Raw genomic sequence first — 23,843 nt, forward strand, 5'->3', positions numbered from 1 at the left:
GTTATGCGTTGTTCTGTGGGAGCGGGCTTGTCCCGCGATTGGGCTGCAAGGCAGCCCCTTCTTGCATCACTCCTGCAATCGAAGCTTGGCCTGCTGCTGCAAGGTGGCGCCCAGGAAGTAGGCCGGGGCACGCCAGCGCGACAGCACCATCAGCACGATCCCCAGCGCCGAGATGATCGCCGCGATCACGAACACCAGCCCCAAGCCACCGACATGCGAGCCGCTGCCGAAGTCCGGCGAGGCACTGTCGATCGCGGTGCGCACGAAGATCACCGACAGAATCACCCCACCCACCAGCGGGCACAGGCCACGCATGAAGAAGTGGCGCACGCTGTCGAACAGGCTGCTTCGGAAGTACCAAACGCAGGCGAAGGCCGTCAGCGAATAGTAGAAGCAGATCATCATGCCCAGGGCCGTGATGGTGTCGGCCAGCACGTTCTCGCTGAGGGTGCGCATGGTCACGTAGAACACCGCCGCGGCGACACCGGCACAGATGGTGGCGTAGCGCGGGGTCTGCGAGCGCGGGCAGACGCTGGCGAACCGCTGTGGCACGGCGCCGTAGTAGCCCATGGCGAGCAGCGTGCGCGCCGGCGAGACGAAGGTCGACTGCAACGAGGCGGCGGTACTGGCCAGTACCGCGATGGACATCAGGATCGCCAGCGGCCCCATCACCGGGCCGGCCAGGTGGGCGAAGACGTTCTCCTGGATGCGCGGGTTGCCAAGGCCCAGGCCGACATCGCTGATCCCGGCGAACTGAAGGGTGGCGATGGCCGTGACCAGGTACAGGCCGAGGATCAGCAGCACGGTCCAGGTGGCGGCCTTGCCGGGCACCTCGTCACTGCCGATCGACTCCTCGCTGACCGTCAGGCACACGTCCCAGCCCCAGAAGATGAAGATCGACAGCGACAGGCCAGCGGCGAATGCCGAGAACGACTCCACGCCGAACGGGTTGAACCAAGACAGGTCGAAGGCCAGCGGTGGCGGCGCGGTGGTCTCACCGAAGGCGGCGAAGGCGAAGCCGATCAGCACCAGCAGCTGCAAGGCGACCAGGCCGTACTGCACCGTCATGGTGGTGCCCATGCCCCGGCAGCAGATCCACACGGCCAAGGCGATGAACACGCAACAGGTCACTACGTTGATCAACAGGTTGTCCGCCAACGCGGCCAATGCCTGATGCCCGGTGATCTGGCCAAGGAATAGATAGAAGAAGTCGACGGCCACGCCCGCCAGGTTGGACAGCACGATGGTGGTCGCGACGACCAGCCCCCAGCCACCGATCCAGCCGATCATCGGCCCGAAGGCACGTGCCGACCAGGTGAAGGAAGTGCCGCTGTCAGGCTCCGCGGCGTTGAGCTCGCGGTAGCCGAGGGCGACCAGCAGCATGGGCAAGAAGCCCACGATGAAGACCGCCGGAAGGTGGGCGCCCACTTCGCGGACGGTCGGCCCCAGGGCGCCGGTCAGTGTGTAGACGGGCGCGATGGTGGAGATGCCCAGCACCACGCTGGCCAGCAGGCCCAGGCGGCCTTTTGCCAGGCCCTTGCTGGCGCGCTGGGTGTTGCCTGCGTCGGTCGCCACATCGGGTGGGCGGCCGGCTTCAGTGTATTCGCTCATGAGTATTTGCCGTAACTATTGGTATTGTTTTCACGGGCCTTGCGAACAAGGCCCGCTTTCACTCATTGAAAGCTGTTGCAGGGAGACCTTCGGGTAACGACGTCAGAATGCTTCCTGCCGTGAACCCTCCCGTGCAGCATGGGTTATGCAGGCCTCGCGGAACGCCTGGAAAAGGCGCCGAGAGACCGGGTTTTCGGCGAAACGCCATTCCGGGTGCCACTGCACACCAAGCACGAAGCCCGGCGCGTCAGGCATCGACACCGCTTCGATCAGGCCATCCGGGGCCCGCGCCTCGACACGCAGCCCTGGGGCCAGGCGGTCGATGCCCTGGCTGTGCAGCGAGTTGACCTCGAACTGCGCAGCCAGGCCCAAGCCCTCGAACAACCCGCCCGGCTCGATGGCCACGGGGTGTCGAGGGCCGTATTGCACCTCCAGGGGTGCATCCTCAGGTTCTCGGTGGTCCAGGTAGCCTGGCAATTCCTGCACACGCTGGTGCAGCGAACCGCCGAGGGCCACGTTCAGCTCCTGGAAGCCACGGCAAATGCAGAATACCGGCACGCCGGCGGCAATGGCCGCCTGCAGCAAGGGCAAGGTCAGGCGGTCACGCGCGAGGTCGTGCCGGGTGCCTTCCACGCTGGGGGCGCCATTGTAATGATGCGGCTCGACATTTGAAGGCGAGCCGGTAAAAAGAATGCCATCGAGCCGCGCCACCAGCGCCTGGGGGTCACTGCCCCCGTCGCGCGCGGGCAGAATCAGCGGAAGCCCGGCGAAGCCGGCCGCCTCGACATACTTGTCGCCCACCGTGTGCGACGAGTTCTTCCCCACCTGCTGGCGGCAGGCGCTGACACCGATCAGAGGGACCGCATTTGCGCTCATGGGCTTATACCGTGTGCAGGTACCAGTTGTACTCGAGGTCGGAAATCGACACTTCGAACTCGGCCAGCTCGCTTTCCTTGCAGGCCACGAAGATGTCGATGTAATCCGGGCTGATGTATTGGTTGAGGACTTCGCTGTCGTCCAGCGCGCGCAGCGCGTCGCGCAGGTTGTTCGGCAGGCTTTGCTCGAGCTGCTCGTAGGAGTTGCCTTCGATCGGCTCGCCCGGCTCGACCTGGTTGGTCAGGCCGTGATGAATGCCGGCCAGGATCGCGGCCAGCATCAGGTACGGGTTGGCATCGGCGCCGGCCACGCGGTGCTCGATGCGCACGTTCTCGCTGCTGTCGGTCGGCACGCGCAGGGCCACGGTGCGATTGTCCAAGCCCCAGCTCGGCGCATTGGGCACGTAGAACTGCGCACCGAAGCGGCGGTACGAGTTGATGTTCGGGCAGAGGAAGGCCATCGATGCCGGCATGGTCTCCAGCACTCCGCCGATGGCATGACGCAGCGCCTCGCTCTGCAGCGGGTCTTCGCTGGAGAAAATGTTCTTGCCGGTCTTCTTGTCCAGCAGCGAGATGTGCACATGCAAGCCGTTGCCCGCTTGGCCCGGGTAGGGCTTGGCCATGAAAGTGGTGTCCATTTCATGGTCGTAGGCGATGTTCTTGATCAGGCGTTTGAGCAGGATCGCGTAATCGCAGGCCTTGAGCGGGTCGGCGACGTGATGCAGGTTGACCTCGAACTGCGCCGGGGCGCTTTCCTTGACGATGGCATCGGCGGGGATGCCCTGCTCTTTGGCGGCCTCGAGCATGTCCTGCAGGCAATCGGCGTATTCGTCCAGGTCGTCGATCAGGTACACCTGGGTCGATTGCGGGCGCTTGCCGGAGATCGGCGAGCGTGGCGGCTGCGGGCGACCATTGAGGTTGTCCTGGTCGATCAGGTAGAACTCCAGCTCGAACGCGGCGCAGATATCCAGGCCCAGCGCATCGAACTTGGCGACCACCTGGCGCAGGACCTCGCGCGGGTCGGCGAAGAACGGCGCGCCGTCCAGTTCGTGCATGGTCATCAGCAGCTGGGCGGTGGGGCGCTTCTGCCAGGGCTCATCGGACAACGTGCCCGGAATCGGGTGGCAGATGCGGTCGGCATCGCCGATGTCCAGGCCAAGGCCGGTGCTCTCGACGGTCGAGCCGTTGATATCCAGGGCGAACAGCGACGCCGGTAGGTTGATGCCTTTTTCGTACACCTTGTGCAGGCTGGCGCGCTCGATGCGCTTGCCGCGTACCACACCGTTCATGTCGGAGATCAGCAGGTCGACGAACTGCGTGTCCGGATGAGCCTCTAGGAATTCATTCATCTCGCTGGCGGAACTGGCGCACGGAGTGACCGACGTCATGGCTGTACATCCTTTGATTCGAGGCGGCGATGTGGAGGGATACGGCTGGCGCCTTGCGGGCGGCGATGGTTGTACTGTTGTTCTTTTCACTGTCCCATCGTGGGGATAGGTGCAGATCCGGCGCATTGATTACCGGGTGCCGTTCCACTATAAAATGGCACCTACGCAACAGACATTGGCATTACGGCAAACAGAGCGTGCATCGATGCAATACCAGATTACCCATGCGGACCTCTCCCTGGTGCTCGCCCTGGAGCGCGGTCGCTCGCTGGCCAAGGCGGCCGAGCTGCTCAAGGTCGACGTTTCCACCGTGTTCCGCTCGATTCGCCGGCTGGAATCCGCGCTGGGCACCGCCCTGTTCGTCAAGAGCCGCAAAGGCTACCTGCCCACCGACACCGCCCAGGCCCTGGCCGAGCAGGCCGAGCGTGCCGAACAGGCCCTGGATGCCGCGCGCGTCGCCCTGACCAGCGGCGAGCAGGTGGTCAGCGGCACAGTGCGCCTGACCTGCACCGAGGCGGTGATGCACAGCCTGCTGCTGCCGGCGCTGGCCGACTTCATGCCGAACTACCCGGCCCTTTCGCTGGAAATGGGCACCTCCAACACCTTCGCCAACCTCAGCCGACGCGACGCCGACATCGCCCTGCGCCTGACCAACACGCCACCTGAACACCTGGTCGGCCGCTGCCTGGGCTCCACCTCCTATGTGGTCTGCGGCCAGCCACAGTGGCGCGATCGTTTGGCTGAGTCGCACAACAACGTGCCATGGATCGCCCCGGACGATTCCATGCAGGACCACCCCACGGTGGTCTGGCGCAACCAGCAGTACCCAGGGCTGAACCCGCGCTACCAGTGCAGCAGCATGTCGACCATCGCCCAACTGGTGAGCACCGGCCTGGGCGTGGCGGCGCTGCCCGACTACATGGTCGATGCCCTGCCTGAAGTCGAGGCCCTGAGCGGCCCCCTGCCCGGTTGCGATACCCAGCTGTGGCTGTTGACTCGCCCGGATTGCCGGGCGCTGCGCTCGGTGCAGACGCTGTTCGAGGAACTGACGCCGCGCCTGCGCGACGCCATGTTGTAAGGCTCCCACCAGGCCTGCGCTGTCTTCAGAGATACCGCCGTACCTGTGGGAGCTGGCTTGCCAGCGATAGGACCGGGGCAAGCAACTCAAGACAGTTGGCTCCCACAAGTACAGCGCAATGTTCAATTTCAGCGCGGCACCTGTAGGTGCGGGCTTGCCCGCGATAGCAAAACAGGCACCACCACATCCAACTCGGAAAAACAGCCCTTCCCTATTGGCTGGTGATTTTTTAAACTATCGAGTCCGCCTGCCCAACCTGGGCTGCACGCCTACCGCATTTGCTACTGAGGAAGACCATGGCCCGCGTAACTGTTGAAGACTGCCTGGAACACGTGGATAACCGCTTTGAGCTGGTCATGCTCTCGACCAAGCGCGCCCGTCAACTGGCCACCGGCGGCAAAGAGCCGCGGGTTGCATGGGAAAACGACAAGCCAACCGTCGTCGCCCTGCGCGAAATCGCCGAAGGTATCGTCACCCCTGAGTTCATCGCCGCCGAAGAGATCGTCACCGAAGATCCGGTCTTCGCCGCGTTCGAGGACGAAAACAACGAGGCTGTCTGATTCATGCCCGGTCGACGTCGCGCGGCACAAGGCATTCTTCCTCGGCAGGAGGTGACCCCATGCCGGGTATAGAAGCCCTCGCCGAACGGCTGTCGACCTACCTCGGCCCCGACCAGGTCAACCTGGTCCGCCGGGCCTACTTCTACGCCGAACAGGCGCACGATGGCCAACGCCGCCGCAGCGGCGAGCCCTACGTGACCCACCCGCTGGCCGTGGCCAGCATCCTGGCCGACATGCACATGGACCATCAGAGCCTGATGGCGGCCATGCTGCACGATGTGATCGAAGACACCGGCATCGCCAAGGAAGCCCTCTGCCAACAGTTCGGCGAGACGGTTGCCGAGCTGGTCGACGGGGTCAGCAAGCTGACCCAGATGAACTTCGAGACCAAGGCCGAGGCCCAGGCCGAGAACTTCCAGAAGATGGCCATGGCCATGGCCCGCGACATTCGCGTGATCCTGGTCAAGCTGGCCGACCGCCTGCACAACATGCGCACCCTGGAAGTGCTCTCGGGCGAGAAACGCCGGCGCATCGCCAAGGAAACCCTCGAGATCTACGCCCCCATCGCCAACCGCCTGGGCATGCACAACGTGCGCGTGGAGTTCGAAGACCTCGGCTTCAAGGCCATGCACCCGATGCGCTCCTCGCTGATCCACCGAGCGGTCAAGAGCGCCCGTGGCAACCGCAAGGAAATCGTCGCCAAGATCGAGCACTCCCTGGCCAACTGCCTGGCTGCGGACGGCATCGAGGGCGAGGTCAGCGGTCGGCAGAAACACCTCTATGGCATCTACAAGAAGATGCGCGGCAAGCGCCGTGCCTTCAACGAGATCATGGACGTGTACGCTTTCCGCATCATCGTCGACAAGGTCGACACCTGCTACCGCGTGCTTGGCGCCGTACATAACCTGTACAAGCCGCTGCCCGGTCGCTTCAAGGACTACATCGCGATCCCCAAGGCCAACGGCTACCAGTCGCTGCACACCACGCTGTTCGGCATGCATGGCGTGCCCATCGAGATCCAGATCCGCACCCGCGAAATGGAAGAGATGGCCAACAACGGCATCGCCGCCCATTGGCTGTACAAATCCAACGAGGACGAGCAGCCCAAGGGCAACCACGCCCGCGCCCGCCAGTGGGTCAAGGGCATCCTCGAGCTGCAGCAACGGGCCGGCAACTCGCTGGAATTCATCGAGAGCGTGAAGATCGACCTGTTCCCGGACGAGGTCTACGTGTTCACGCCCAAAGGCCGGATCATGGAGCTGCCCAAAGGCTCCACCGCCGTCGACTTCGCCTACGCGGTGCACACCGACGTGGGCAACAGCTGCATCGCCTGCCGCATCAACCGTCGGCTGGCGCCGCTGTCCGAGCCGCTGCAGAGCGGCTCCACCGTGGAGATCGTCAGCGCCCCGGGCGCGCGGCCGAACCCGGCCTGGCTCAATTTCGTGGTCACAGGCAAGGCGCGCACGCATATTCGCCACGCGCTCAAGCAACAACGCCGTTCCGAATCCATCAGCCTGGGCGAACGCCTGCTGAACAAGGTTCTCACCGGCTTCGACAGCAGCCTGGAGCAGATCCCTGCGGAGCGCATCCAGGGCATTCTCGCCGAGTACCGCCTGGAGCTGATCGAAGACTTGCTCGAGGACATCGGCCTGGGCAACCGCATGGCCTACGTGGTGGCCCGCCGCCTGTTGTCCGCCGAGGGCGAGCAGCTACCGGCCCCCGAGGGCCCGCTGGCCATCCGCGGCACCGAAGGCCTGGTGCTCAGCTATGCCAAATGCTGCACACCGATCCCGGGCGACCCGATCGTCGGCCACCTGTCGGCGGGCAAGGGCATGGTCGTGCACCTGGAAAACTGCCGCAACATCAGTGAAATCCGCCATAACCCGGAGAAGTGCGTGCAGCTCTCCTGGGCCAAGGACATCACCGGCGAATTCAATGTCGAGCTGCGGGTCGAGCTGGAGCACCAGCGTGGCCTGATCGCGCTGCTGGCCAGCAGCGTCAACGCCGCCGACGGCAATATCGAAAAAATCAGCATGGACGAACGCGACGGCCGTATCAGCGTGGTCCAACTGGTGGTCAGCGTGCGCGACCGCGTGCACTTGGCCCGCGTGATCAAGAAGTTGCGTACCCTGACCGGCGTGGTCCGCATCACCCGCATGCGTACGTAGTCCGTCAACCAAGGAGTCATCATGACCAAGACCGTCATCAACAGCGACAAGGCCCCAGCCGCCATCGGCACCTACTCCCAGGCGATCAAGGCCGGCAACACCGTGTACATGTCCGGCCAGATCCCGCTGGATCCGAAAACCATGGAACTGGTCGAAGGCTTCGAAGCCCAGACCGTCCAGGTCTTCGAAAACCTCAAGGCCGTGGCCGAGGCTGCCGGCGGTTCGTTCAAGGACATCGTCAAGCTGAACATTTTCCTCACCGACCTGAGCCACTTCGCCAAGGTCAACGAGATCATGGGTCGCTATTTCGAACAGCCTTACCCAGCTCGTGCCGCCATCGGCGTTGCCGCGCTGCCGAAAGGCTCGCAGGTCGAGATGGACGCCATCCTGGTCATCGAGTGATGCCTGCGGTGACGGGCTTCCCGCCCGTCACCTCCCCTTCCCCAAGGTTCCAGCACCATGCGCCACGCCCTTTCCCTTGCACTGGCAGCCCTGCTCCTGGGCGGCTGTGCCAGCCATAAGCCCGAAGACTACAACGGCACCTGGATCAACCAGGACGCTATCGATGCTGCCGACGGCGGCAGCCTGCGCCAGGCTCTGAGCGAGCATGGGCCGGTACTCGAATGGAAAATCGACGTCGCCAACCAGCAGGCCAGCTACAGCAATGGCTTCGAGGCGGTCGACGGCTACCTCAGCGCCAAAGAAGACCAATGGCAAGCCAGCTTCTCTGGCGGCCAGACCGAACAATTGAGCTTGGACGGCGATACCCTGCGCGCCACCTCGCAAACCGGCGAGAAGCAGACGTTCGTACGGGTCAAGGCCGCACCCGCCAACGCCCCGCTGGGCGGCAGCTTTGAAAAGGCGCTGTACAAAGCCTACCTAGGTGGCGACTGGAAGATCATCGAAGGCCAAGGCAAGGGCGCGACGGTGCGCTTTGCCGACAACGGCAGCGTCACCGGCCTGCCGGGTCCCGATCGTTTCGCCCTGTGCCTGGCCGGCGATTGCGCCAGCATGGGCGGCGACAACGACAGCCTGTGGCTCGAGCGCAACCAGCGCGGCGCGCCATGGATCTTCAAGCGCGACGACGACACCCTGGAGATCTTCCAGGCGGTGAACCGGGCGCAAGGCAGCGACATGCCGCAACTGGCACCGGGCGCACGCCGCTGGGTGCTGGAGCGCGACTGACCTTGCCTGTTGCCAGGCCCGATCTCCCCGGCGCCTGGCAAGGGCTTCGCCCTTGATCGCGGCACAAGGCCGCTCCTACAGGGGATCAGCGCTAAACGGCGCCTGACCCTTCAGGATGGCGGCATAGCCTTCCTTGTAGCTCGGATACTGCGGCATCCACCCCAACGCCCGCGCCCGTGCGTTGCTGCAGCGTTTACTACCGGTGCGGCGTACCCGCTGCTCATCCGACCACTCGGTGACGCCCATGTGCTGGCGCAACCAGGCCACCACCTCGGCCAGGGGCGCCGGGTCGTCGTCCACGCCGATATAGCAACCTTTCAGCGCCACGTCACGGGCATCGGCCTGCAGCAGGAAGGCCAGCAAGCCCGCCGCATCCTCGGCGTGGATACGATTGCCATACAGCGGTGGCTCCTCGGCGACCCGATACCCCTGACGCACCTGGCTCAGCAGCCATTCGCGCCCCGGGCCGTAGATACCGGTCAGACGTACGACGGTCGCAGGAAGGCCACTGTCGACTGCCAACCGCTCGGCCTCCAGCATCACCCGCCCCGAATAGCCCTGCGGCTCGGTCTCGGCATCTTCATCGATCCACTGGCCATCAGCCTGCGCATACACGCTGCTACTGGAAACGAACAGAATCCGCCGCGGCCGCTGTTCGCGCTCGCCCAGCCAGCCCAGCACATGACGCAACCCCTCGACATAGGCCTGCTGGTAACCCGCCTCGTCGTGCTGGCTGGCCGCCACGCAATACACCAGGTAATCCGGCGACTGCGCCGGCCAGGCCACGGGAATCGTCGGCTCGGCCAGGTCGGCGGCGATCGGCCGAACGCCTGCCGGAAGGTGCTCGACCGAGCGCCGCAAGCCGCTGACCTGCCAACCCTGGGCAAGCAGCTGCCGCGCCAGGCGGCCACCTACATCACCACAGCCCACGATCAACACGGATGGTTCCGACATCTGCAAACTCCCAAGGCCAAAGGTTCAGGCTAGCCGGATTAATCGATGGGCGGCTAGACGTTGGTTAAAAAAGGCAACTTTATTACTTCTGCTAACAAGAATTACTTGCAATAATGGCGCCCTGTCTGTTCTCGGCCTGTCTCGAGGCCGTGGGGAACATCAATCTTTTTCTTCATCAGGTCCGGCCAGCATGACACGTACTCAACCCTCCGCTTCGCCAACCACATCGCGCGCCTGGCGCGCCATCGCCGCGCTGACCCTCAGCCTGGTGCTGGCCCCGGCAGCCATGGCCGATGAGCCTGTCGCCCCCGCCACCAACGCCCCGGCAGCCGCCGCAGCCCCTGCGGCTCCCGCGCAGGCCCCGGCAGCCGATGCCAAGGCGCCGGCCGACGCCGTCAATGCCAACGCCGCAGCCGCACCGGCCGACGCCCAGGCAGCAGGCGACGAGAACGTCCAGGCCCTGGCCGAAGACACTTCCCTGGGCATGGCCCATGACCTGTCCCCCTGGGGCATGTACAAGAACGCCGACGTGGTCGTCAAAGCCGTGATGATCGGCCTGGCCATCGCGTCGCTGATCACCTGGACCATCTGGATCGCCAAGGGCTTCGAGCTGATGGGTGCCAAGCGCCGCCTGCGTGGCGAGGTTGCCCTGCTGAAGAAGGCCGCCAGCCTCAAGGAAGCCAGCGATGCCGCCAACAAGCCAGGCACACTGGCCCACACGCTGGTCCATGATGCCCTGGATGAAATGCGCCTGTCGGCCAACACCCGCGAGAAAGAAGGCATCAAGGAACGCGTGAGCTTCCGCCTGGAGCGTCTGGTCGCCGCCAGCGGCCGCAACATGAGCAGCGGCACCGGCTTCCTCGCCACCATCGGCTCCACCGCCCCGTTCGTGGGCCTGTTCGGTACCGTGTGGGGCATCATGAACAGCTTCATCGGCATCGCCAAGACCCAGACCACCAACCTGGCCGTGGTCGCCCCCGGTATCGCCGAAGCCCTGCTGGCCACTGCCCTGGGCCTGGTCGCGGCGATTCCTGCCGTGGTCATCTACAACGTCTTCGCCCGCTCCATCGCCGGCTACAAGGCCCAGGTCTCCGACGCCTCGGCGCAGGTTCTGCTGCTGGTCAGCCGTGACCTGGACCACCAGGGCAGCGAGCGCGTCGCCCCACACGTGGTCAAAGTGGGGTAAGCCATGGGCCTGCATCTCAACGAAGGTGGCGACGACCTCGCCGAAAACCACGAAATCAACGTCACGCCTTTCATCGACGTGATGCTGGTGCTGCTGATCATTTTCATGGTCGCGGCACCGCTGGCCACCGTCGACATCAAGGTCGACCTGCCTGCCTCCAGCGCCAAGCCGGCGCCAAGGCCGGAGAAGCCGGTGTTCGTCAGCGTCAAGACCGACAAGAAGCTGTACGTCGGCGATGACGAGGTGGCCCAGCGCGACCAACTCGGTGCGATGCTCGACGCCAAGACCAAGGGCGACAAGGAAACCACCATCTTCTTCCAGGCCGACAAGGGTGTTGACTACGGCGACCTGATGGATGTGATGAACACCATGCGCGCGGCCGGCTACCTCAAGGTCGGCCTGGTCGGCCTCGAAACGGCAGCCAAGCAATGACGAACACACGGTCCAACCTGGCGCGCTACGGCGTCAGCCTGGCGATCGTGCTGGGCGTGCACGCCCTGGCGGTGCTGCTGACGCTGAACTGGTCGGTGCCCCAGGCCATCGAGCTGCCGCCGGCCGCCATGATGGTCGAGCTGGCGCCCCTTCCTGCACCGGCCCCACCGCCACCGCCCAAGGCCGCGCCCAAGCCTCCGGCCCCGGTCGAGGAGCCGCCGCTACCCAAACTGGTAGAAGCGCCCAAGCCGAAGATCGCCATTCCCAAGCCGCCCAAGCCGAAGGCCAAGCCACAGCCGCCCAAGCCCGAGAAGAAGCCTGAGCCGCCCAAGGACCTGCCGCCGGCCAAGGAAGAAGTCGTCGATACGCCGCCAAGCAACACGCCACCGCAGAAGTCGGCGGCACCGGCACCGAGCGTCGCGGCCAACAGCAAAGCCCTGCCGACCTGGCAGAGCGACCTGCTGCGTCACCTGGCCAAGTACAAGCGTTACCCGGAAGACGCACGCCGCCGTGGCCTGCAAGGTATCAACCGGTTGCGTTTCGTGGTCGATGCCGATGGCAAGGTGCTGTCGTTCGCCCTCGCCGGCGGTTCGGGCAGCGCGGCACTGGACCGGGCAACCCTGGAGATGATCCGCCGGGCCCAGCCAGTACCCAAGCCGCCGAAGGAACTGCTGAACAATGGCCAGATCGAGGTGGTAGCGCCGTTCGTCTACTCGCTGGATCGCCGCTGAGGCGTTTGCTTCTGTCACAAAACGGCAAGTCTGATAACGTGCGTCTATCGATTGCAGCCGCTATGCTGGGGCCGCAACTTCATGGACGCACGTTATGACCCTCACAGAATTACGCTACATCGTCACACTCGCCCAGGAGCAGCATTTCGGCCACGCCGCCGAGCGTTGCCATGTCAGCCAGCCGACCCTGTCGGTCGGGGTGAAGAAGCTCGAGGACGAGCTTGGCGTACTGATCTTCGAACGCAGCAAGAGCGCGGTGCGCCTGACCCCGGTCGGCGAAAGCATCGTCGCCCAGGCCCAGAAGGTCCTGGAACAGGCCCAGGGCATCCGCGAATTGGCCCAGGCCGGCAAGAACCAGCTGACCGCGCCCCTGAAGGTAGGCGCCATCTATACCGTCGGCCCCTATCTGTTCCCGCACCTCATCCCTCAGCTGCACCGGGTCGCCCCGCAGATGCCGCTGTACATCGAGGAAAACTTCACCCACGTACTGCGCGAGAAGCTGCGCAACGGCGAACTGGACGCAGTGATCATCGCCCTGCCGTTCAACGAGGCCGACGTGCTGACCCTGCCGCTGTACGACGAGCCCTTCTATGCGCTGATGCCGGCCGACCACCCTTGGACCGCCAAGAAGACCATCGACACGGCCATGCTCAACGACAAGAGCCTGTTGCTGCTCGGTGAAGGCCACTGCTTCCGCGACCAAGTACTCGAGGCCTGCCCGACCATCAACAAGGGCGGCGAAGGCTCCAAGCACACCACGGTCGAGTCCAGCTCGCTGGAAACCATCCGCCACATGGTCGCCTCGGGGCTGGGCGTGTCGATCCTGCCGTTGTCGGCTGTTCACAGCCATCATTACGCCCCCGGCGTGATCGAAGTGCGTCCATTGACCCCACCCTCGCCGTTCCGCACCGTGGCCATCGCCTGGCGTGCCAGCTTCCCGCGGCCGAAGGCCATCGAGATCCTCGCCGACTCGATCCGCCTCTGCTCGGTCGCCAAGCCGCCCGCGGACAAATCGGCCTGAGCCCATGACCGAGCTGTCGAACGTCCCGGTCACCGCCCTCAAGGGCGTGGGCGATGCCATGGCCGAAAAACTGGCCAAGGTTGGCCTGGAGAACCTTCAGGACCTGCTGTTCCACCTGCCTCTGCGCTACCAGGACCGCACCCGCGTGGTGCCCATCGGTGCCTTGCGCCCAGGCCAGGACGCGGTGATCGAAGGCGTGGTCAGCGGTGCCGACGTGACCATGGGCAAGCGCCGCAGCCTGGTGGTGAGGCTGGGCGACGGTACTGGCGTGCTGAGCCTGCGCTTCTACCACTTCAGCAATGCCCAGAAGGAAGGCCTCAAGCGTGGCACCCACCTGCGCTGCTACGGCGAGGCCCGCCCCGGTGCGTCAGGGCTGGAGATCTACCACCCGGAATACCGCGCGCTCAATGGCAGCGAACCCGCACCACCGGTGGAACAGACCCTGACGCCGATCTACCCCACCACCGAAGGCCTGACCCAGCAACGCCTGCGCCTGCTCTGCCAGCAGAGCCTGGCCATGCTCGGCCCCCGTAGCCTGCCGGACTGGCTGCCTGCGGAACTGGCCCGGGACTACCAGCTGGCGCCGCTGGACGACGCCATCCGCTACCTGCACAACCCTCCGGCCGACGCCGACTTGGAAGAACTCGCCGAGGGCCAGCACTGGGCCCAGCACCGCCTGGCCTTCGAAGAGTTGCTGACCCACCAGCTTTCCCAGCAACGCCTGCGCGAAAGCCTGCGCACCCTGCGCGCCCCGGTGTTGCCCAAGGCCAGCCGCCTGCCGGCGCAGTACCTGGCCAACCTGGGCTTCAGCCCCACCGGCGCCCAGCAACGGGTCGCCAACGAGATCGCCTACGACCTCAGCCAGCATGAGCCGATGATGCGCCTGGTCCAGGGCGACGTCGGCGCCGGCAAGACCGTGGTCGCCGCCCTCGCCGCACTCCAGGCCCTGGAGGCCGGCTATCAGGTGGCGCTGATGGCGCCTACCGAGATCCTTGCCGAGCAGCATTACCTGACCTTCAAGCGCTGGCTCGAGCCCCTGGGCATCGAAGTGGCGTGGCTGGCCGGCAAGCTCAAGGGCAAGGCCCGCGCCAGCGCCCTCGAGCAGATCGCCAGCGGCGTACCGATGGTGGTCGGCACCCATGCCCTGTTCCAGGAGGAAGTGAAGTTCCGTCACCTGGCCCTGGCGATCATCGACGAACAGCACCGTTTTGGCGTGCAGCAACGCCTGGCCCTGCGTCAGAAAGGCGTGGCCGGCCAGCTGTGCCCGCATCAGCTGATCATGACCGCCACACCGATTCCGCGCACGCTGGCCATGAGCGCCTACGCCGATTTGGACACCTCGGTACTCGACGAACTGCCGCCTGGCCGCACCCCGGTCAATACCGTGCTGGTGGCCGACAGCCGCCGCTTCGAGGTGGTCGAGCGGGTGCGCGCCGCCTGCGCCGAGGGGCGCCAGGCGTACTGGGTGTGTACCTTGATCGAAGAGTCCGAGGAGCTGACCTGCCAGGCCGCCGAAAGCACCTTTGAGGAGCTCGGCAGCGCCCTGGGCGAGCTGCGTGTGGGCTTGATCCACGGGCGTATGAAGCCGGCAGAGAAAGCTGCGGTGATGGCCGAGTTCAAGGCCGGCAACCTCCAATTGCTGGTCGCTACCACGGTCATCGAGGTGGGAGTGGACGTGCCCAACGCCAGCCTGATGATCATCGAGAACCCCGAGCGCCTGGGCCTGGCCCAGTTGCACCAGCTGCGCGGTCGAGTGGGCCGGGGTAGCGCCGTCAGCCATTGCGTGCTGCTCTACCACCCGCCTTTGTCGCAGATCGGCCGCGAACGGCTGGGCATCATGCGCGAAACCAACGATGGGTTCGTGATCGCCGAGAAAGACCTGGAGTTGCGCGGTCCCGGGGAAATGCTGGGGACCCGCCAGACCGGCCTGCTGCAATTCAAGGTGGCCGACCTGATGCGCGACGCCGACCTGCTCCCGGCAGTGCGCGATGCCGCCCAGGCGCTGCTGGCACGCTGGCCGGACCACGTCAGCCCACTGCTCGATCGCTGGTTGCGCCATGGCCAGCAGTACGGGCAGGTGTGACCCCCCCCTGGCCATCTGTTCTGCTCGCCTCCCTGGAGGAGCGGGCTTGCCCCGCGAAAAGGGCGCGAAGCGGCCCCGGGATCTTCGCCCTGCCAGAAATCTCGGGGCTGCCTTGCAGCCCTTTCGCGGCGCAAGGCCGCTCCTACAGGATCATGTGAAACCTTCGAGGCCCCAGTAGGAGCGCAGCCCCACAGGCTGGATGATTTCTTCCGATGACACAGAATGGATCCAGCTTCCGGTCCAGGCTGGTTATACTTCGCGTTTAAAGAAAACCGTGGACACAGACCATGACTGAAGTTGCCTTGGACACCGCAACCCCACACGCACCGTCTGTCATCCGGCTTTTGCTCGACAAGCTTGGCGTGCCCTACCGCGAAGTACCCGAGCATGCGCGGCTGCCGGCCAACGCACGTGTCCAGGCGATTCTGCTAGACGACGAGGTCGGCGCCCTGTTGGTGCTGTTCCCGCAGAACCAACTGCTGGACCTCAACCGCCTGGCCGAGCTGACCGGGCGCAAGCTGGTGGCCGTGCCGCTGGCGCGTCTGAAGCACATGCTCGACAAGCACGCCCTCAAGACCTTACCTGGGATCCCGGCGCTGACCAGCTACCCGTGCCTCTACGAAGCCAGCCTGTTGCAGGCCGACAACCTGCTGATCCAGTCCGGCGAGCGCGGCCTGTTGCTCGAAATCCCACGCGATGCCTTCAAGCGCATGCTGGCCAAGGCCAGCGCCGGCCACTTCGGGGAACAGATCGAGGACATTCGCCCGAACCTCGACCGCCCCGACGATGACTCCAAGGAAATCAGCCGCGCCGTCCAGGCCTTCACCGCCCGCCGTATCCAGCAACGCCTGGAGCAGACCATCGAGATCCCGCCGCTGGCCGACACAGCGCAGAAGATCATCAAGCTGCGCGTCGATCCCAATGCCAGCATCGACGACATCACCGGTGTGGTGGAAACCGACCCGGCCCTGGCGGCCCAGGTGGTCAGCTGGGCCGCATCGCCCTACTACGCGTCCCCGGGCAAGATCCGCTCGGTGGAGGATGCCATCGTCCGGGTGCTGGGCTTCGACCTGGTGATCAACCTGGCCCTGGGCCTGGCACTGGGTAAGACCTTGAGCCTGCCCAAAGACCATCCCCAGGAAGCCACGCCATACTGGCAACAGTCGATCTACACCGCCGCGGTGATCGAAGGCCTGACCCGCGCCATGCCACGGGCCGAACGCCCCGAGGCGGGCCTGACCTACCTGGCTGGCCTGCTGCACAACTTCGGCTACCTGTTGCTGGCCCACGTCTTCCCGCCGCACTTTTCGCTGATCTGCCGGCACCTTGAGGTCAACCCTCACCTGTGCCACACCTTCGTGGAACAGCACCTGCTGGGCATCAGCCGCGAACAGATCGGTGCCTGGCTGATGAAGCTATGGGACATGCCGGAAGAGCTCTCCACCGCGCTGCGCTTCCAGCACGACCCGAGCTATGACGGTGAATATGCAGCCTTCCCCAACCTGGTATGCCTGGCAGTACGCTTGCTACGTGCCCGTGGCATTGGCACGGGGCCCCAGGAAGAGATTCCGGATGCCTTGCTCGAACGCCTGAGCCTGACCCGGGAGAAGGCGGAAGAGGCGGTGAGCAAGGTGCTGGAAGCCGAGACGCTGTTGCGCGAGCTGGCGTCGCAGTTCCATGCGCCGCATTGAGCTGCGCAGGTAGGCCGGTATTACCTGTTCCGGCCCAATCGCCGGCAAGCCGGCTCCTACAGGGAGCGGTGCAACACCGGGCTTGCCGGCGATTGGGCCCGCGCAGGCGCCCTATCAGGCTTTTTTCTTCGGCCTCAGGTATTTCATCAGCCCCTGGAACCAGATAACCAGCGCCGGGTTGCCCTTGATCTGGATGCTCTTGTCTTGGATCCCCTGCATGAAGGCCAGTTGCTTGTTGCCGGCCTGCAGGGTGGCGAAGCCGTAGGCCGCATCCTTGAAGGCAATGGCGAAGGCCGGCTGGGGATGCAGGCCGCCCTTGCTGCTGATGCGCTCGCCACTGACGATGAAGTGCCGGCCCACCTTGCCATCGAGGGTCTGCATCTGGAAGACCAGGTCCTTGTCCCGCAATTGTTGCTGAAACGCCGGGTTGTTGCGGCTGGCCCGAGCCATCAGCAGCCCCATGGCCCAGAGCAGGAAGCGAAACTTCATCGACACGCCTCGACTAAAAAGTGACTGAGCCGCGCAGTTTATCCTTTTATCGAACGTGAAATGCAACTCTGCTGTTTCCGGCTTTTTCCGTCGCCAAAATGCACAACGGGCGCCCAGGGCGCCCGTTTGGATAACAGGGTTATCGAAACCCGATCACTTGCCTTTCTTTGCTGGCTTGGCAGGTTGGTTGACGCTGTCGCGCAGGTTCTTGCCAGGCTTGAAGGCGACGGTATTGCTGGCCTTGATCTTGACCGGTTGGCCGGTTTGCGGATTCTTGCCGGTACGAGCACCACGATGACGTTTTTCAAAGGTACCGAAACCGACCAGGGTGACGGTGTCCTTGTCCAGCGCACCGGTAATGCTGTCGAGGATCGCATTCAAGACCTGGTTGGCCTTTTCCTTGGTCAGATCGGCCTTTTCGGCGATAACAGCGGCGAGTTCTGGTTTACGCATAGTGAAGCCTCTTGGACGGAATTTCTTGTTGTTATTGCCGTGCTGCCGTGTAAAGCAGCGTTCAAGGCACCGCAGGCTCTAATCTGCGGCAGACGGGAGTGAGGATGGCACGCCCACCGAAGGCGCGCCAGTGTCTGGACGGCCATTGTCGCGCCAAGGACAGGCCATACCCGACAGAGCACCCGCTATTTACGCCATCAAGGGTGGCAACTGCCGATTCAGCGCCAGCTTCTCCATCACCGCCGTGCCGGTCAGCGCATAACCCAGCAGCTTCCCGTCGCCAGCGTGGCAGAGCACCTTGAGGTCGGCGCCCTGCCCCTCCACATGCCAGACACCGTCGTGGCCCGGCGGTGGCGGCGCAACCACCAGCGGGCAGGCCGGGGTCTTCACCGTCACCGGCATGGGCCCATAGGCCACGGCCGTGGGGTTGCCGGTCAGGGTCTGGGCCAGGGCACGCGCGCAGGTCATCAAGGGCATGACATAGAGCAGGTTGATACCATCGACCTCGGCGCAGTCGCCCAAGGCGAAGATATTGCCATGGGAGGTACGCAGCTGGCGGTCCACCACCACGCCGCGATTGACCTGCAGGCCAGCGGCGGCAGCCAGGTCGGTACGCGGTCGTAGGCCGATGGCCGACACCACCAAGTCGCAGGCGATCACGCTGCCGTCGGACAAGTGCGCCTCGAGGCCATCGCCGACGCGTTGCAGCTTGGTCAATACGGGCCCCAGATGAAAGCGCACGCCCAAGCGCTCCAGGCCAGCCTGCACGGCGCCGGCCGCGGCGGGATGCAACAGGGTCGGCATCACCTGCTCGCAAGGCGCGACCACATCGATTTCGTAGCCGCCCAGGCTCATGTCGTTGGCGAATTCGCAACCGATCAGGCCAGCCCCGAGGATCAGCACGCGGCGCTTGCCTGCCGCTGCGGCACGAAAGCGCGCGTAGTCCTCCAGGTCATTGATGGGAAACACCAGGTCGCCGCCATCGCCTTCGATCGGTACCTGCACGGTCTGGGCGCCCCAGGCGAGGACCAGGTCGCGGTACTCGACCGCTTCCTCGCCGATCCACAAGCGCTTGTGCCCCGGGTCGATGCCGCTGATGCGGGTATGCGTGCGGATCTCGGCCTTGAGCTGCTCGGCCATCGCACCCGGTTCGGCCATGCACAGGCCGTCGGCATCCTTGTGCTTGGCAAAGCCCGTGGAGAGCATGGGCTTGGAGTAGGAGCGACCGTCGTCGGCGGTGATCAGCAGCAGCGGCGTCTGCGCGTCGAGCTTGCGAAACTCGCGGGCCAGGTTGTAGCCGGCAAGGCCGGTACCAATGATCACCACAGGGGACGTCATGTCGTGCTTCCTCTCGTTCAATGGATTGCGATCAGCCGATGGCGATCATTTCGAAGTCGCTCTTGCCGACACCGCAGTCGGGGCACAGCCAGTCTTCCGGCACATCTTCCCAACGGGTGCCCGGGGCGATGCCGTCGTCCGGCCAGCCCTCGGCTTCGTCGTAGATCAGGCCGCAGACAATACATTGCCACTTTTTCATGGGGTTGGTTTTCCTCGTTTCTATAGGCTGACTATTCGTAGGAGCGGCCGCCATTATGCAAGGAGTCGGGGCAATCATGCTAAGCTCGCGGCCTCTCTGGCTGTAACAAGCATATCGACGTGTCGTACGAATCCCCGCAAGCAGCCGCTGTCGCGTGGCTGCCGTATTCACGGCTGGCAACCGATGTCGACCAGCCGACTCTTGGCTGGCTGTTCGATGAAGGCTCGCTGACCCGCCGCCTGATCCACCTGTCCCAAGACCACTTCGCGGTCGACCCGCTGTTCGAAGGCTGGCAGACGCTGCGTGCCGACGAATGCCATGCACTGGGCCTCGCGCCGGGCGCCGAAGGGTGGGTGCGCGAGGTGTACCTGCGTGGCCATGGCCAACCTTGGGTATTCGCCCGCAGCGTGGCCGGCCGCAGCGCCCTGGAGCGGGGCGGCCTGGACCTGGAGACGCTGGGCAGCCGCTCGTTGGGCGAGCTGTTGTTCTGCGACCAGGCGTTCGTCCGCCACCCTATCGAAGTCTGCCGTTATCCACAGGGTTGGTTGCCGCCCGCGGTGGCCGACGATGGTTTGTGGGGGCGGCGTTCGCGCTTCGAACGTGACAACCTCGACGTGCTGGTGGCCGAGGTGTTCCTGCCAGAGCTGTGGCGCGTGGCCAAGGAGGAAAGCCGCTGATGTACCTGCATTTGCTCAAGTCGTTCAACCGCCTGCACCCTCGGGCCTGGGACTTCATCCAGCTCAGCCGCATGGATCGCCCGATCGGCATCTATCTGCTGCTGTGGCCGACCCTGTCGGCGGTATGGATCGCCGGCAACGGCTCGCCGACCTTGGCCAACGTGCTGATCTTCGGCCTGGGCGTGGTACTGATGCGCGCCGCCGGCTGCTGCATCAACGATTTTGCCGACCGCAAGGTGGACGGCCACGTCAAGCGCACCGCCGACCGGCCGCTGGCCAGTGGCCGGGTGAAGCCTCGCGAGGCACTGATGCTGTTCGCCATCCTGGTCGGGGTCAGCTTCCTGCTGGTGCTGTGCACCAATGCCAGGACCGTGTGGCTGTCGTTCGGCGCGGTGGCCCTGGCGTTCTGCTACCCGTTCATGAAGCGCTACACCTATTACCCCCAGGTAGTGCTGGGCGCCGCTTATTCCTGGGGCATTCCCATGGCCTTCACTGCCGCGGGTGGCGAGCTGCCGGCCAGTGCCTGGCTGCTGTATATCGCCAACCTGCTATGGACCGTGGGCTACGACACCTACTACGCCATGGTGGACCGCGACGACGACCTGAAGATCGGCGTGAAATCCACGGCGATCCTGTTCGGCGAGGCCGACCGGACGATCATCCTGACGCTGCAGATGCTCTCGCTGGGCTGCCTGCTGCTGGCTGGCAGCCATTTCGACATGGGCGGCTGGTTCCACCTGGGCTTGCTGGCGGCAGCGGCGTGCTTTGCCTGGGAGTACTGGTCGACGCGCAGGCTGGACCGGGAGTCGTGCTTCAAGGCGTTCCTGCATAACCACTGGGCAGGGATGCTGATCTTCATCGGCGTGGTGCTGGATTACGCGTTGCGCTGAAGATCGTAGGGGGCTGCGCTGCAGCCCAATCGCTGGCATGCCGGCTCCCACAGGTACGGCGGCATCATTGAAGGCAGCGCAGGACCGGTGGCAGCCGGCTTGCCGGCGATTGCGCCCAAAGCCTCAAGGCTTGGCGATATGCCAGACGTCCTTCACACCATCACCGGTCTTGTCCCCGGCCTTCTTGTCCTTGATGAAGGTGTACAGCGGCTTGCCGTCGTAGGCCCACTGCTTGGCCCCGTCGTCACGGGTGACCTGGGTCCATTTGTCCTTGGCGGCTTCGTCGTCGGGCTTGACCAGCAGCGGCGGCCAGTTCTTGGCGCATTCGCCGTTGCACATGGACTTGCCGTCGGCGTCCTTGTCGAACGTGTAGAGGGTCATGCCGGCATGATCGACCCACATGCCATCCTTCTCCATCGCATGGTGGGCCGACGCCACCCCCGGTAGCGCCAGCGCAGCGAAAAGGGCCATCCAGCTCAGCGTATGTCGTGTCATTGGAATCACCATCGTTTCGGGGGAATGGGGCTGAAACACCGCCTCGGCGGCCCCTTCAAGCCTAGTCCAGTCATGGAATGTCGCCATAAACGCCAATGTCCTGTCACACAGCTGCAATAATTCCGTTATCTAATGCGGGCCAGACACAGTTCCCGGGAGAGGTATCAAGCATGGTTGGCAGAAACATTCTGATCGTCGACGACGAAGCGCCCATTCGCGAGATGATCGCCGTTGCATTGGAAATGGCCGGCTATGACTGCCTGGAAGCGGAAAACTCCCAGCAGGCCCATGCCATCATCGTCGACCGCAAGCCGGACCTGATCCTGCTCGACTGGATGCTGCCCGGCACCTCGGGCATCGAACTGGCGCGGCGCCTGAAGCGTGATGAGCTGACCGGCGATATCCCGATCATCATGCTCACCGCCAAAGGCGAAGAGGACAACAAGATCCAGGGCCTGGAAGTCGGCGCCGACGACTACATCACCAAGCCATTCTCGCCACGCGAGCTGGTAGCCCGGCTCAAGGCCGTGCTGCGCCGCACCGGCCCGAGCGACAGCGAAGCGCCGATCGAAGTCGGCGGCCTGCTGCTCGACCCGATCAGCCACCGTGTGACCATCGACGGCAAGCCGGCCGAAATGGGCCCCACCGAATACCGCCTGCTGCAGTTCTTCATGACCCACCAGGAACGCGCCTACACCCGCGGCCAACTGCTCGACCAGGTCTGGGGCGGCAATGTCTATGTCGAGGAACGCACGGTCGACGTGCACATCCGTCGCCTGCGCAAGGCGTTGGGTGAAGCCTACGAAAATCTGGTACAAACCGTCCGGGGCACCGGCTACCGCTTCTCGACCAAGAGCTGATCCAGCCCGAAGCCACGCCGCAAGCCGCTGTACAAGGACCGTCAATTGAACCAGAACTGGCACGCGACCCTGATTCGCCACATGCTGCTGCTGATCACCGTCTGCCTGATCGGCGGGCTGGTCAGCGGCTACTACGGGTGGAGCCTGGCCATCGGCCTTGCGCTCTACCTGGGCTGGACCCTCAAGCAACTGCTGCGCCTGCACGACTGGCTGCGTAACCACCAACCCGATGAAGCTCCGCCCGATGGCTACGGCCTGTGGGGCGAGGTGTTCGACAGCATCTACCACCTGCAACGCCGCGATCAGCGCGTGCGTGGGCGTCTGCAGGCGGTGATCGACCGGGTCCAGGAGTCCACCGCAGCCCTGCGCGATGCGGTGATCATGCTCGACAGCGAAGGCAACCTTGAGTGGTGGAACCGCGCCGCCGAGACCTTGCTGGGCTTCAAGACTCCGCAGGACGGGGGCCAGCCGGTCACCAACCTGGTGCGCCACCCGCGCTTCAAGGAATACTTCGAGGCCGAAAACTACGTCGAGCCACTGGAAATCCCGTCGCCGATCAACGATCACCTGCGCGTGCAGCTGCACATCACCCGATACGGCAACAACGAGCACCTGATGCTGGTGCGCGATGTCACCCGTATCCACCAGCTCGAACAGATGCGCAAGGACTTCGTCGCCAACGTCTCCCACGAACTGCGCACGCCGTTGACGGTGATCACCGGCTACCTGGAAACCTTGCTCGACAACGTCGAGGACGTGAACCCTCGCTGGAGCCGGGCATTGCAGCAGATGAGCCAGCAGGGCTCGCGCATGCAGACGCTGCTCAACGACCTGTTGCTGCTGGCCAAGCTCGAGGCCACCGATTACCCCTCGGACAACCAGCCGGTTGCGGTCGATACCCTGTTGCAGTCGATCACCAGCGATGCCCAGGCGCTCTCCGGCCCGCGCAACCAGCGCATCACGCTGGACGCGGCGCCAGGCGTACGTTTGAAGGGCAGCGAGTCGGAACTGCGCAGTGCCTTTTCCAACCTGGTGTTCAACGCGGTGAAGTACACCCAGGACGAAGGCACCATACGGGTCCGCTGGTGGGCCGACGACCAAGGCGCCCACCTGTCCGTGCAGGACTCGGGGATCGGCATCGATGCCAAGCACCTGCCGCGCCTGACCGAGCGCTTCTACCGGGTCGACTCCAGCCGCGCCTCCAACACCGGCGGCACCGGGCTGGGCCTGGCCATCGTCAAGCACGTTCTGCTGCGCCATCGTGCGCGCCTGGAGATCAGCAGCGTGCCGGGGCATGGCAGTACCTTCACCTGTCATTTCGCGCCGGCGCAACTGGCCAACCGTAAAACGTGAGCGGGGCTGCTTCGCAGTCCAATCGCCGGCCAGCCCGCGCCCCCCAGTGTTGTTGGCTCCCGGGGGGTGGCGGGGGGCCGGCGCTTGGGCCGCAAAGCAGCCCAACCAGAACCCACCCCCTTGGGT

The 23,843-nt window shown here is 64.7% G+C and carries 24 protein-coding genes; 15 read left to right on the forward strand and 9 right to left on the reverse strand.

Annotated elements, in window-relative coordinates; translation table 11 throughout:
* Positions 1-66: 66 nt before the first annotated feature.
* The 3 genes from ACNFG0_RS20580 to ACNFG0_RS20590 all read right to left on the reverse strand — a co-directional run bounded on the left by ACNFG0_RS20580 (position 67) and on the right by ACNFG0_RS20590 (position 3,874).
* Positions 67-1,611: an APC family permease gene (locus tag ACNFG0_RS20580; protein ID WP_196144719.1), complete on the reverse strand. Its 1,545-nt coding sequence runs from the start codon at positions 1,609-1,611 to the stop codon at positions 67-69.
* Between the two features lie 102 nt (positions 1,612-1,713).
* On the reverse strand, positions 1,714-2,487 hold the full coding sequence (locus ACNFG0_RS20585) for a gamma-glutamyl-gamma-aminobutyrate hydrolase family protein (RefSeq protein WP_196166960.1): 774 nt from the start codon (positions 2,485-2,487) through the stop codon (positions 1,714-1,716).
* 4 nt (positions 2,488-2,491) lie between these two features.
* Positions 2,492-3,874 (reverse strand): glutamine synthetase family protein, encoded by a 1,383-nt coding sequence (locus tag ACNFG0_RS20590; protein ID WP_196144721.1) that lies wholly within the window; start codon positions 3,872-3,874, stop codon positions 2,492-2,494.
* 205 nt (positions 3,875-4,079) lie between these two features.
* On the opposite strand from ACNFG0_RS20590, the gene ACNFG0_RS20595 reads away from it, so the two are divergent.
* The 5 genes from ACNFG0_RS20595 (at position 4,080) to ACNFG0_RS20615 (ending at position 8,865) form a co-directional block, all read left to right on the forward strand.
* A complete protein-coding gene (locus tag ACNFG0_RS20595) occupies positions 4,080-4,952 on the forward strand; it encodes a LysR family transcriptional regulator (protein WP_196144722.1) in 873 nt (290 codons plus the stop codon).
* Positions 4,953-5,248: 296 nt separating this feature from the next.
* Positions 5,249-5,512 carry a DNA-directed RNA polymerase subunit omega gene (gene rpoZ / locus ACNFG0_RS20600; RefSeq protein ID WP_008091595.1) on the forward strand — a complete coding sequence of 88 codons (264 nt, stop codon included), beginning with the start codon at positions 5,249-5,251 and terminating at the stop codon, positions 5,510-5,512.
* Positions 5,513-5,571: 59 nt separating this feature from the next.
* Positions 5,572-7,680: a bifunctional GTP diphosphokinase/guanosine-3',5'-bis pyrophosphate 3'-pyrophosphohydrolase gene (spoT, locus tag ACNFG0_RS20605; RefSeq protein WP_196144723.1), complete on the forward strand. Its 2,109-nt coding sequence runs from the start codon at positions 5,572-5,574 to the stop codon at positions 7,678-7,680.
* 21 nt (positions 7,681-7,701) lie between these two features.
* The gene (locus ACNFG0_RS20610) at positions 7,702-8,082 is read left to right on the forward strand and encodes a RidA family protein (protein WP_043209898.1); all 381 of its coding nucleotides are present in this window, start codon (positions 7,702-7,704) and stop codon (positions 8,080-8,082) included.
* Positions 8,083-8,139: 57 nt separating this feature from the next.
* Positions 8,140-8,865 carry a hypothetical protein gene (locus ACNFG0_RS20615; RefSeq protein ID WP_196144724.1) on the forward strand — a complete coding sequence of 242 codons (726 nt, stop codon included), beginning with the start codon at positions 8,140-8,142 and terminating at the stop codon, positions 8,863-8,865.
* Positions 8,866-8,940: 75 nt separating this feature from the next.
* Here ACNFG0_RS20615 and ACNFG0_RS20620 read toward each other — a convergent pair whose 3' ends face one another.
* Complete coding sequence (locus ACNFG0_RS20620) at positions 8,941-9,819, reverse strand: SDR family oxidoreductase (protein ID WP_196146527.1); 879 nt, start codon at positions 9,817-9,819, stop codon at positions 8,941-8,943.
* Between the two features lie 190 nt (positions 9,820-10,009).
* Between ACNFG0_RS20620 and exbB the strand changes: the two genes are divergently transcribed.
* From exbB to ACNFG0_RS20650, 6 genes are all read left to right on the forward strand, one after another.
* Positions 10,010-11,005 carry a tonB-system energizer ExbB gene (exbB, locus tag ACNFG0_RS20625; protein ID WP_416766189.1) on the forward strand — a complete coding sequence of 332 codons (996 nt, stop codon included), beginning with the start codon at positions 10,010-10,012 and terminating at the stop codon, positions 11,003-11,005.
* A 3-nt stretch (positions 11,006-11,008) separates the two neighbouring features.
* Entirely contained in the window at positions 11,009-11,437 is a 429-nt protein-coding gene (exbD, locus tag ACNFG0_RS20630; RefSeq protein WP_196146529.1) for a TonB system transport protein ExbD, read from the forward strand.
* Entirely contained in the window at positions 11,434-12,168 is a 735-nt protein-coding gene (locus ACNFG0_RS20635) for an energy transducer TonB (RefSeq protein ID WP_196146530.1), read from the forward strand. Before exbD ends, ACNFG0_RS20635 begins: the two co-directional genes overlap by 4 nt.
* Positions 12,169-12,262: 94 nt before the next feature.
* On the forward strand, positions 12,263-13,189 hold the full coding sequence (locus tag ACNFG0_RS20640) for a hydrogen peroxide-inducible genes activator (protein ID WP_084855326.1): 927 nt from the start codon (positions 12,263-12,265) through the stop codon (positions 13,187-13,189).
* Positions 13,190-13,193: 4 nt separating this feature from the next.
* On the forward strand, positions 13,194-15,272 hold the full coding sequence (gene recG / locus ACNFG0_RS20645; protein ID WP_196155894.1) for an ATP-dependent DNA helicase RecG: 2,079 nt from the start codon (positions 13,194-13,196) through the stop codon (positions 15,270-15,272).
* A gap of 287 nt (positions 15,273-15,559) precedes the next feature.
* Positions 15,560-16,963, forward strand: a complete 1,404-nt coding sequence (locus tag ACNFG0_RS20650; protein WP_196146532.1) for an aminoacyl-tRNA deacylase and HDOD domain-containing protein — start codon at positions 15,560-15,562, stop codon at positions 16,961-16,963.
* Between the two features lie 114 nt (positions 16,964-17,077).
* On the opposite strand, the gene ACNFG0_RS20655 is transcribed toward ACNFG0_RS20650, so the two are convergent.
* From ACNFG0_RS20655 to ACNFG0_RS20670, 4 genes are all read right to left on the reverse strand, one after another.
* A complete protein-coding gene (locus ACNFG0_RS20655) occupies positions 17,078-17,452 on the reverse strand; it encodes a helicase (protein WP_196155895.1) in 375 nt (124 codons plus the stop codon).
* Between the two features lie 153 nt (positions 17,453-17,605).
* Positions 17,606-17,905, reverse strand: a complete 300-nt coding sequence (locus ACNFG0_RS20660) for an HU family DNA-binding protein (protein WP_043209915.1) — start codon at positions 17,903-17,905, stop codon at positions 17,606-17,608.
* A gap of 189 nt (positions 17,906-18,094) precedes the next feature.
* Positions 18,095-19,243, reverse strand: coding sequence for an NAD(P)/FAD-dependent oxidoreductase (locus ACNFG0_RS20665; RefSeq protein WP_196146534.1), 1,149 nt, complete (start codon positions 19,241-19,243; stop codon positions 18,095-18,097).
* 31 nt (positions 19,244-19,274) lie between these two features.
* Complete coding sequence (locus ACNFG0_RS20670) at positions 19,275-19,442, reverse strand: rubredoxin (RefSeq protein ID WP_011536423.1); 168 nt, start codon at positions 19,440-19,442, stop codon at positions 19,275-19,277.
* 119 nt (positions 19,443-19,561) lie between these two features.
* Here ACNFG0_RS20670 and ACNFG0_RS20675 point away from each other — a divergent pair, with 119 nt between their 5' ends.
* Positions 19,562-20,119, forward strand: a complete 558-nt coding sequence (locus tag ACNFG0_RS20675; protein WP_416766192.1) for a chorismate--pyruvate lyase family protein — start codon at positions 19,562-19,564, stop codon at positions 20,117-20,119.
* Positions 20,119-21,009 carry a 4-hydroxybenzoate octaprenyltransferase gene (gene ubiA, locus ACNFG0_RS20680; RefSeq protein WP_196155896.1) on the forward strand — a complete coding sequence of 297 codons (891 nt, stop codon included), beginning with the start codon at positions 20,119-20,121 and terminating at the stop codon, positions 21,007-21,009. Before ACNFG0_RS20675 ends, ubiA begins: the two co-directional genes overlap by 1 nt.
* A 123-nt stretch (positions 21,010-21,132) precedes the next feature.
* Here the strand turns inward: ubiA and ACNFG0_RS20685 are convergent, their stop codons facing one another.
* A complete protein-coding gene (locus tag ACNFG0_RS20685; protein WP_196155897.1) occupies positions 21,133-21,504 on the reverse strand; it encodes a hypothetical protein in 372 nt (123 codons plus the stop codon).
* Positions 21,505-21,674: 170 nt separating this feature from the next.
* Between ACNFG0_RS20685 and phoB the strand changes: the two genes are divergently transcribed.
* Together phoB and phoR are read left to right on the forward strand one after the other, a co-directional pair.
* Complete coding sequence (phoB, locus tag ACNFG0_RS20690) at positions 21,675-22,364, forward strand: phosphate regulon transcriptional regulator PhoB (protein WP_003253341.1); 690 nt, start codon at positions 21,675-21,677, stop codon at positions 22,362-22,364.
* 81 nt (positions 22,365-22,445) lie between these two features.
* Positions 22,446-23,717: a phosphate regulon sensor histidine kinase PhoR gene (gene phoR, locus ACNFG0_RS20695; protein ID WP_230381230.1), complete on the forward strand. Its 1,272-nt coding sequence runs from the start codon at positions 22,446-22,448 to the stop codon at positions 23,715-23,717.
* Positions 23,718-23,843 lie beyond the last annotated feature (126 nt).

The organism is Pseudomonas sp. NY15372 (genome assembly GCF_048068215.1).
Classification (GTDB): domain Bacteria; phylum Pseudomonadota; class Gammaproteobacteria; order Pseudomonadales; family Pseudomonadaceae; genus Aquipseudomonas; species Aquipseudomonas guariconensis_A.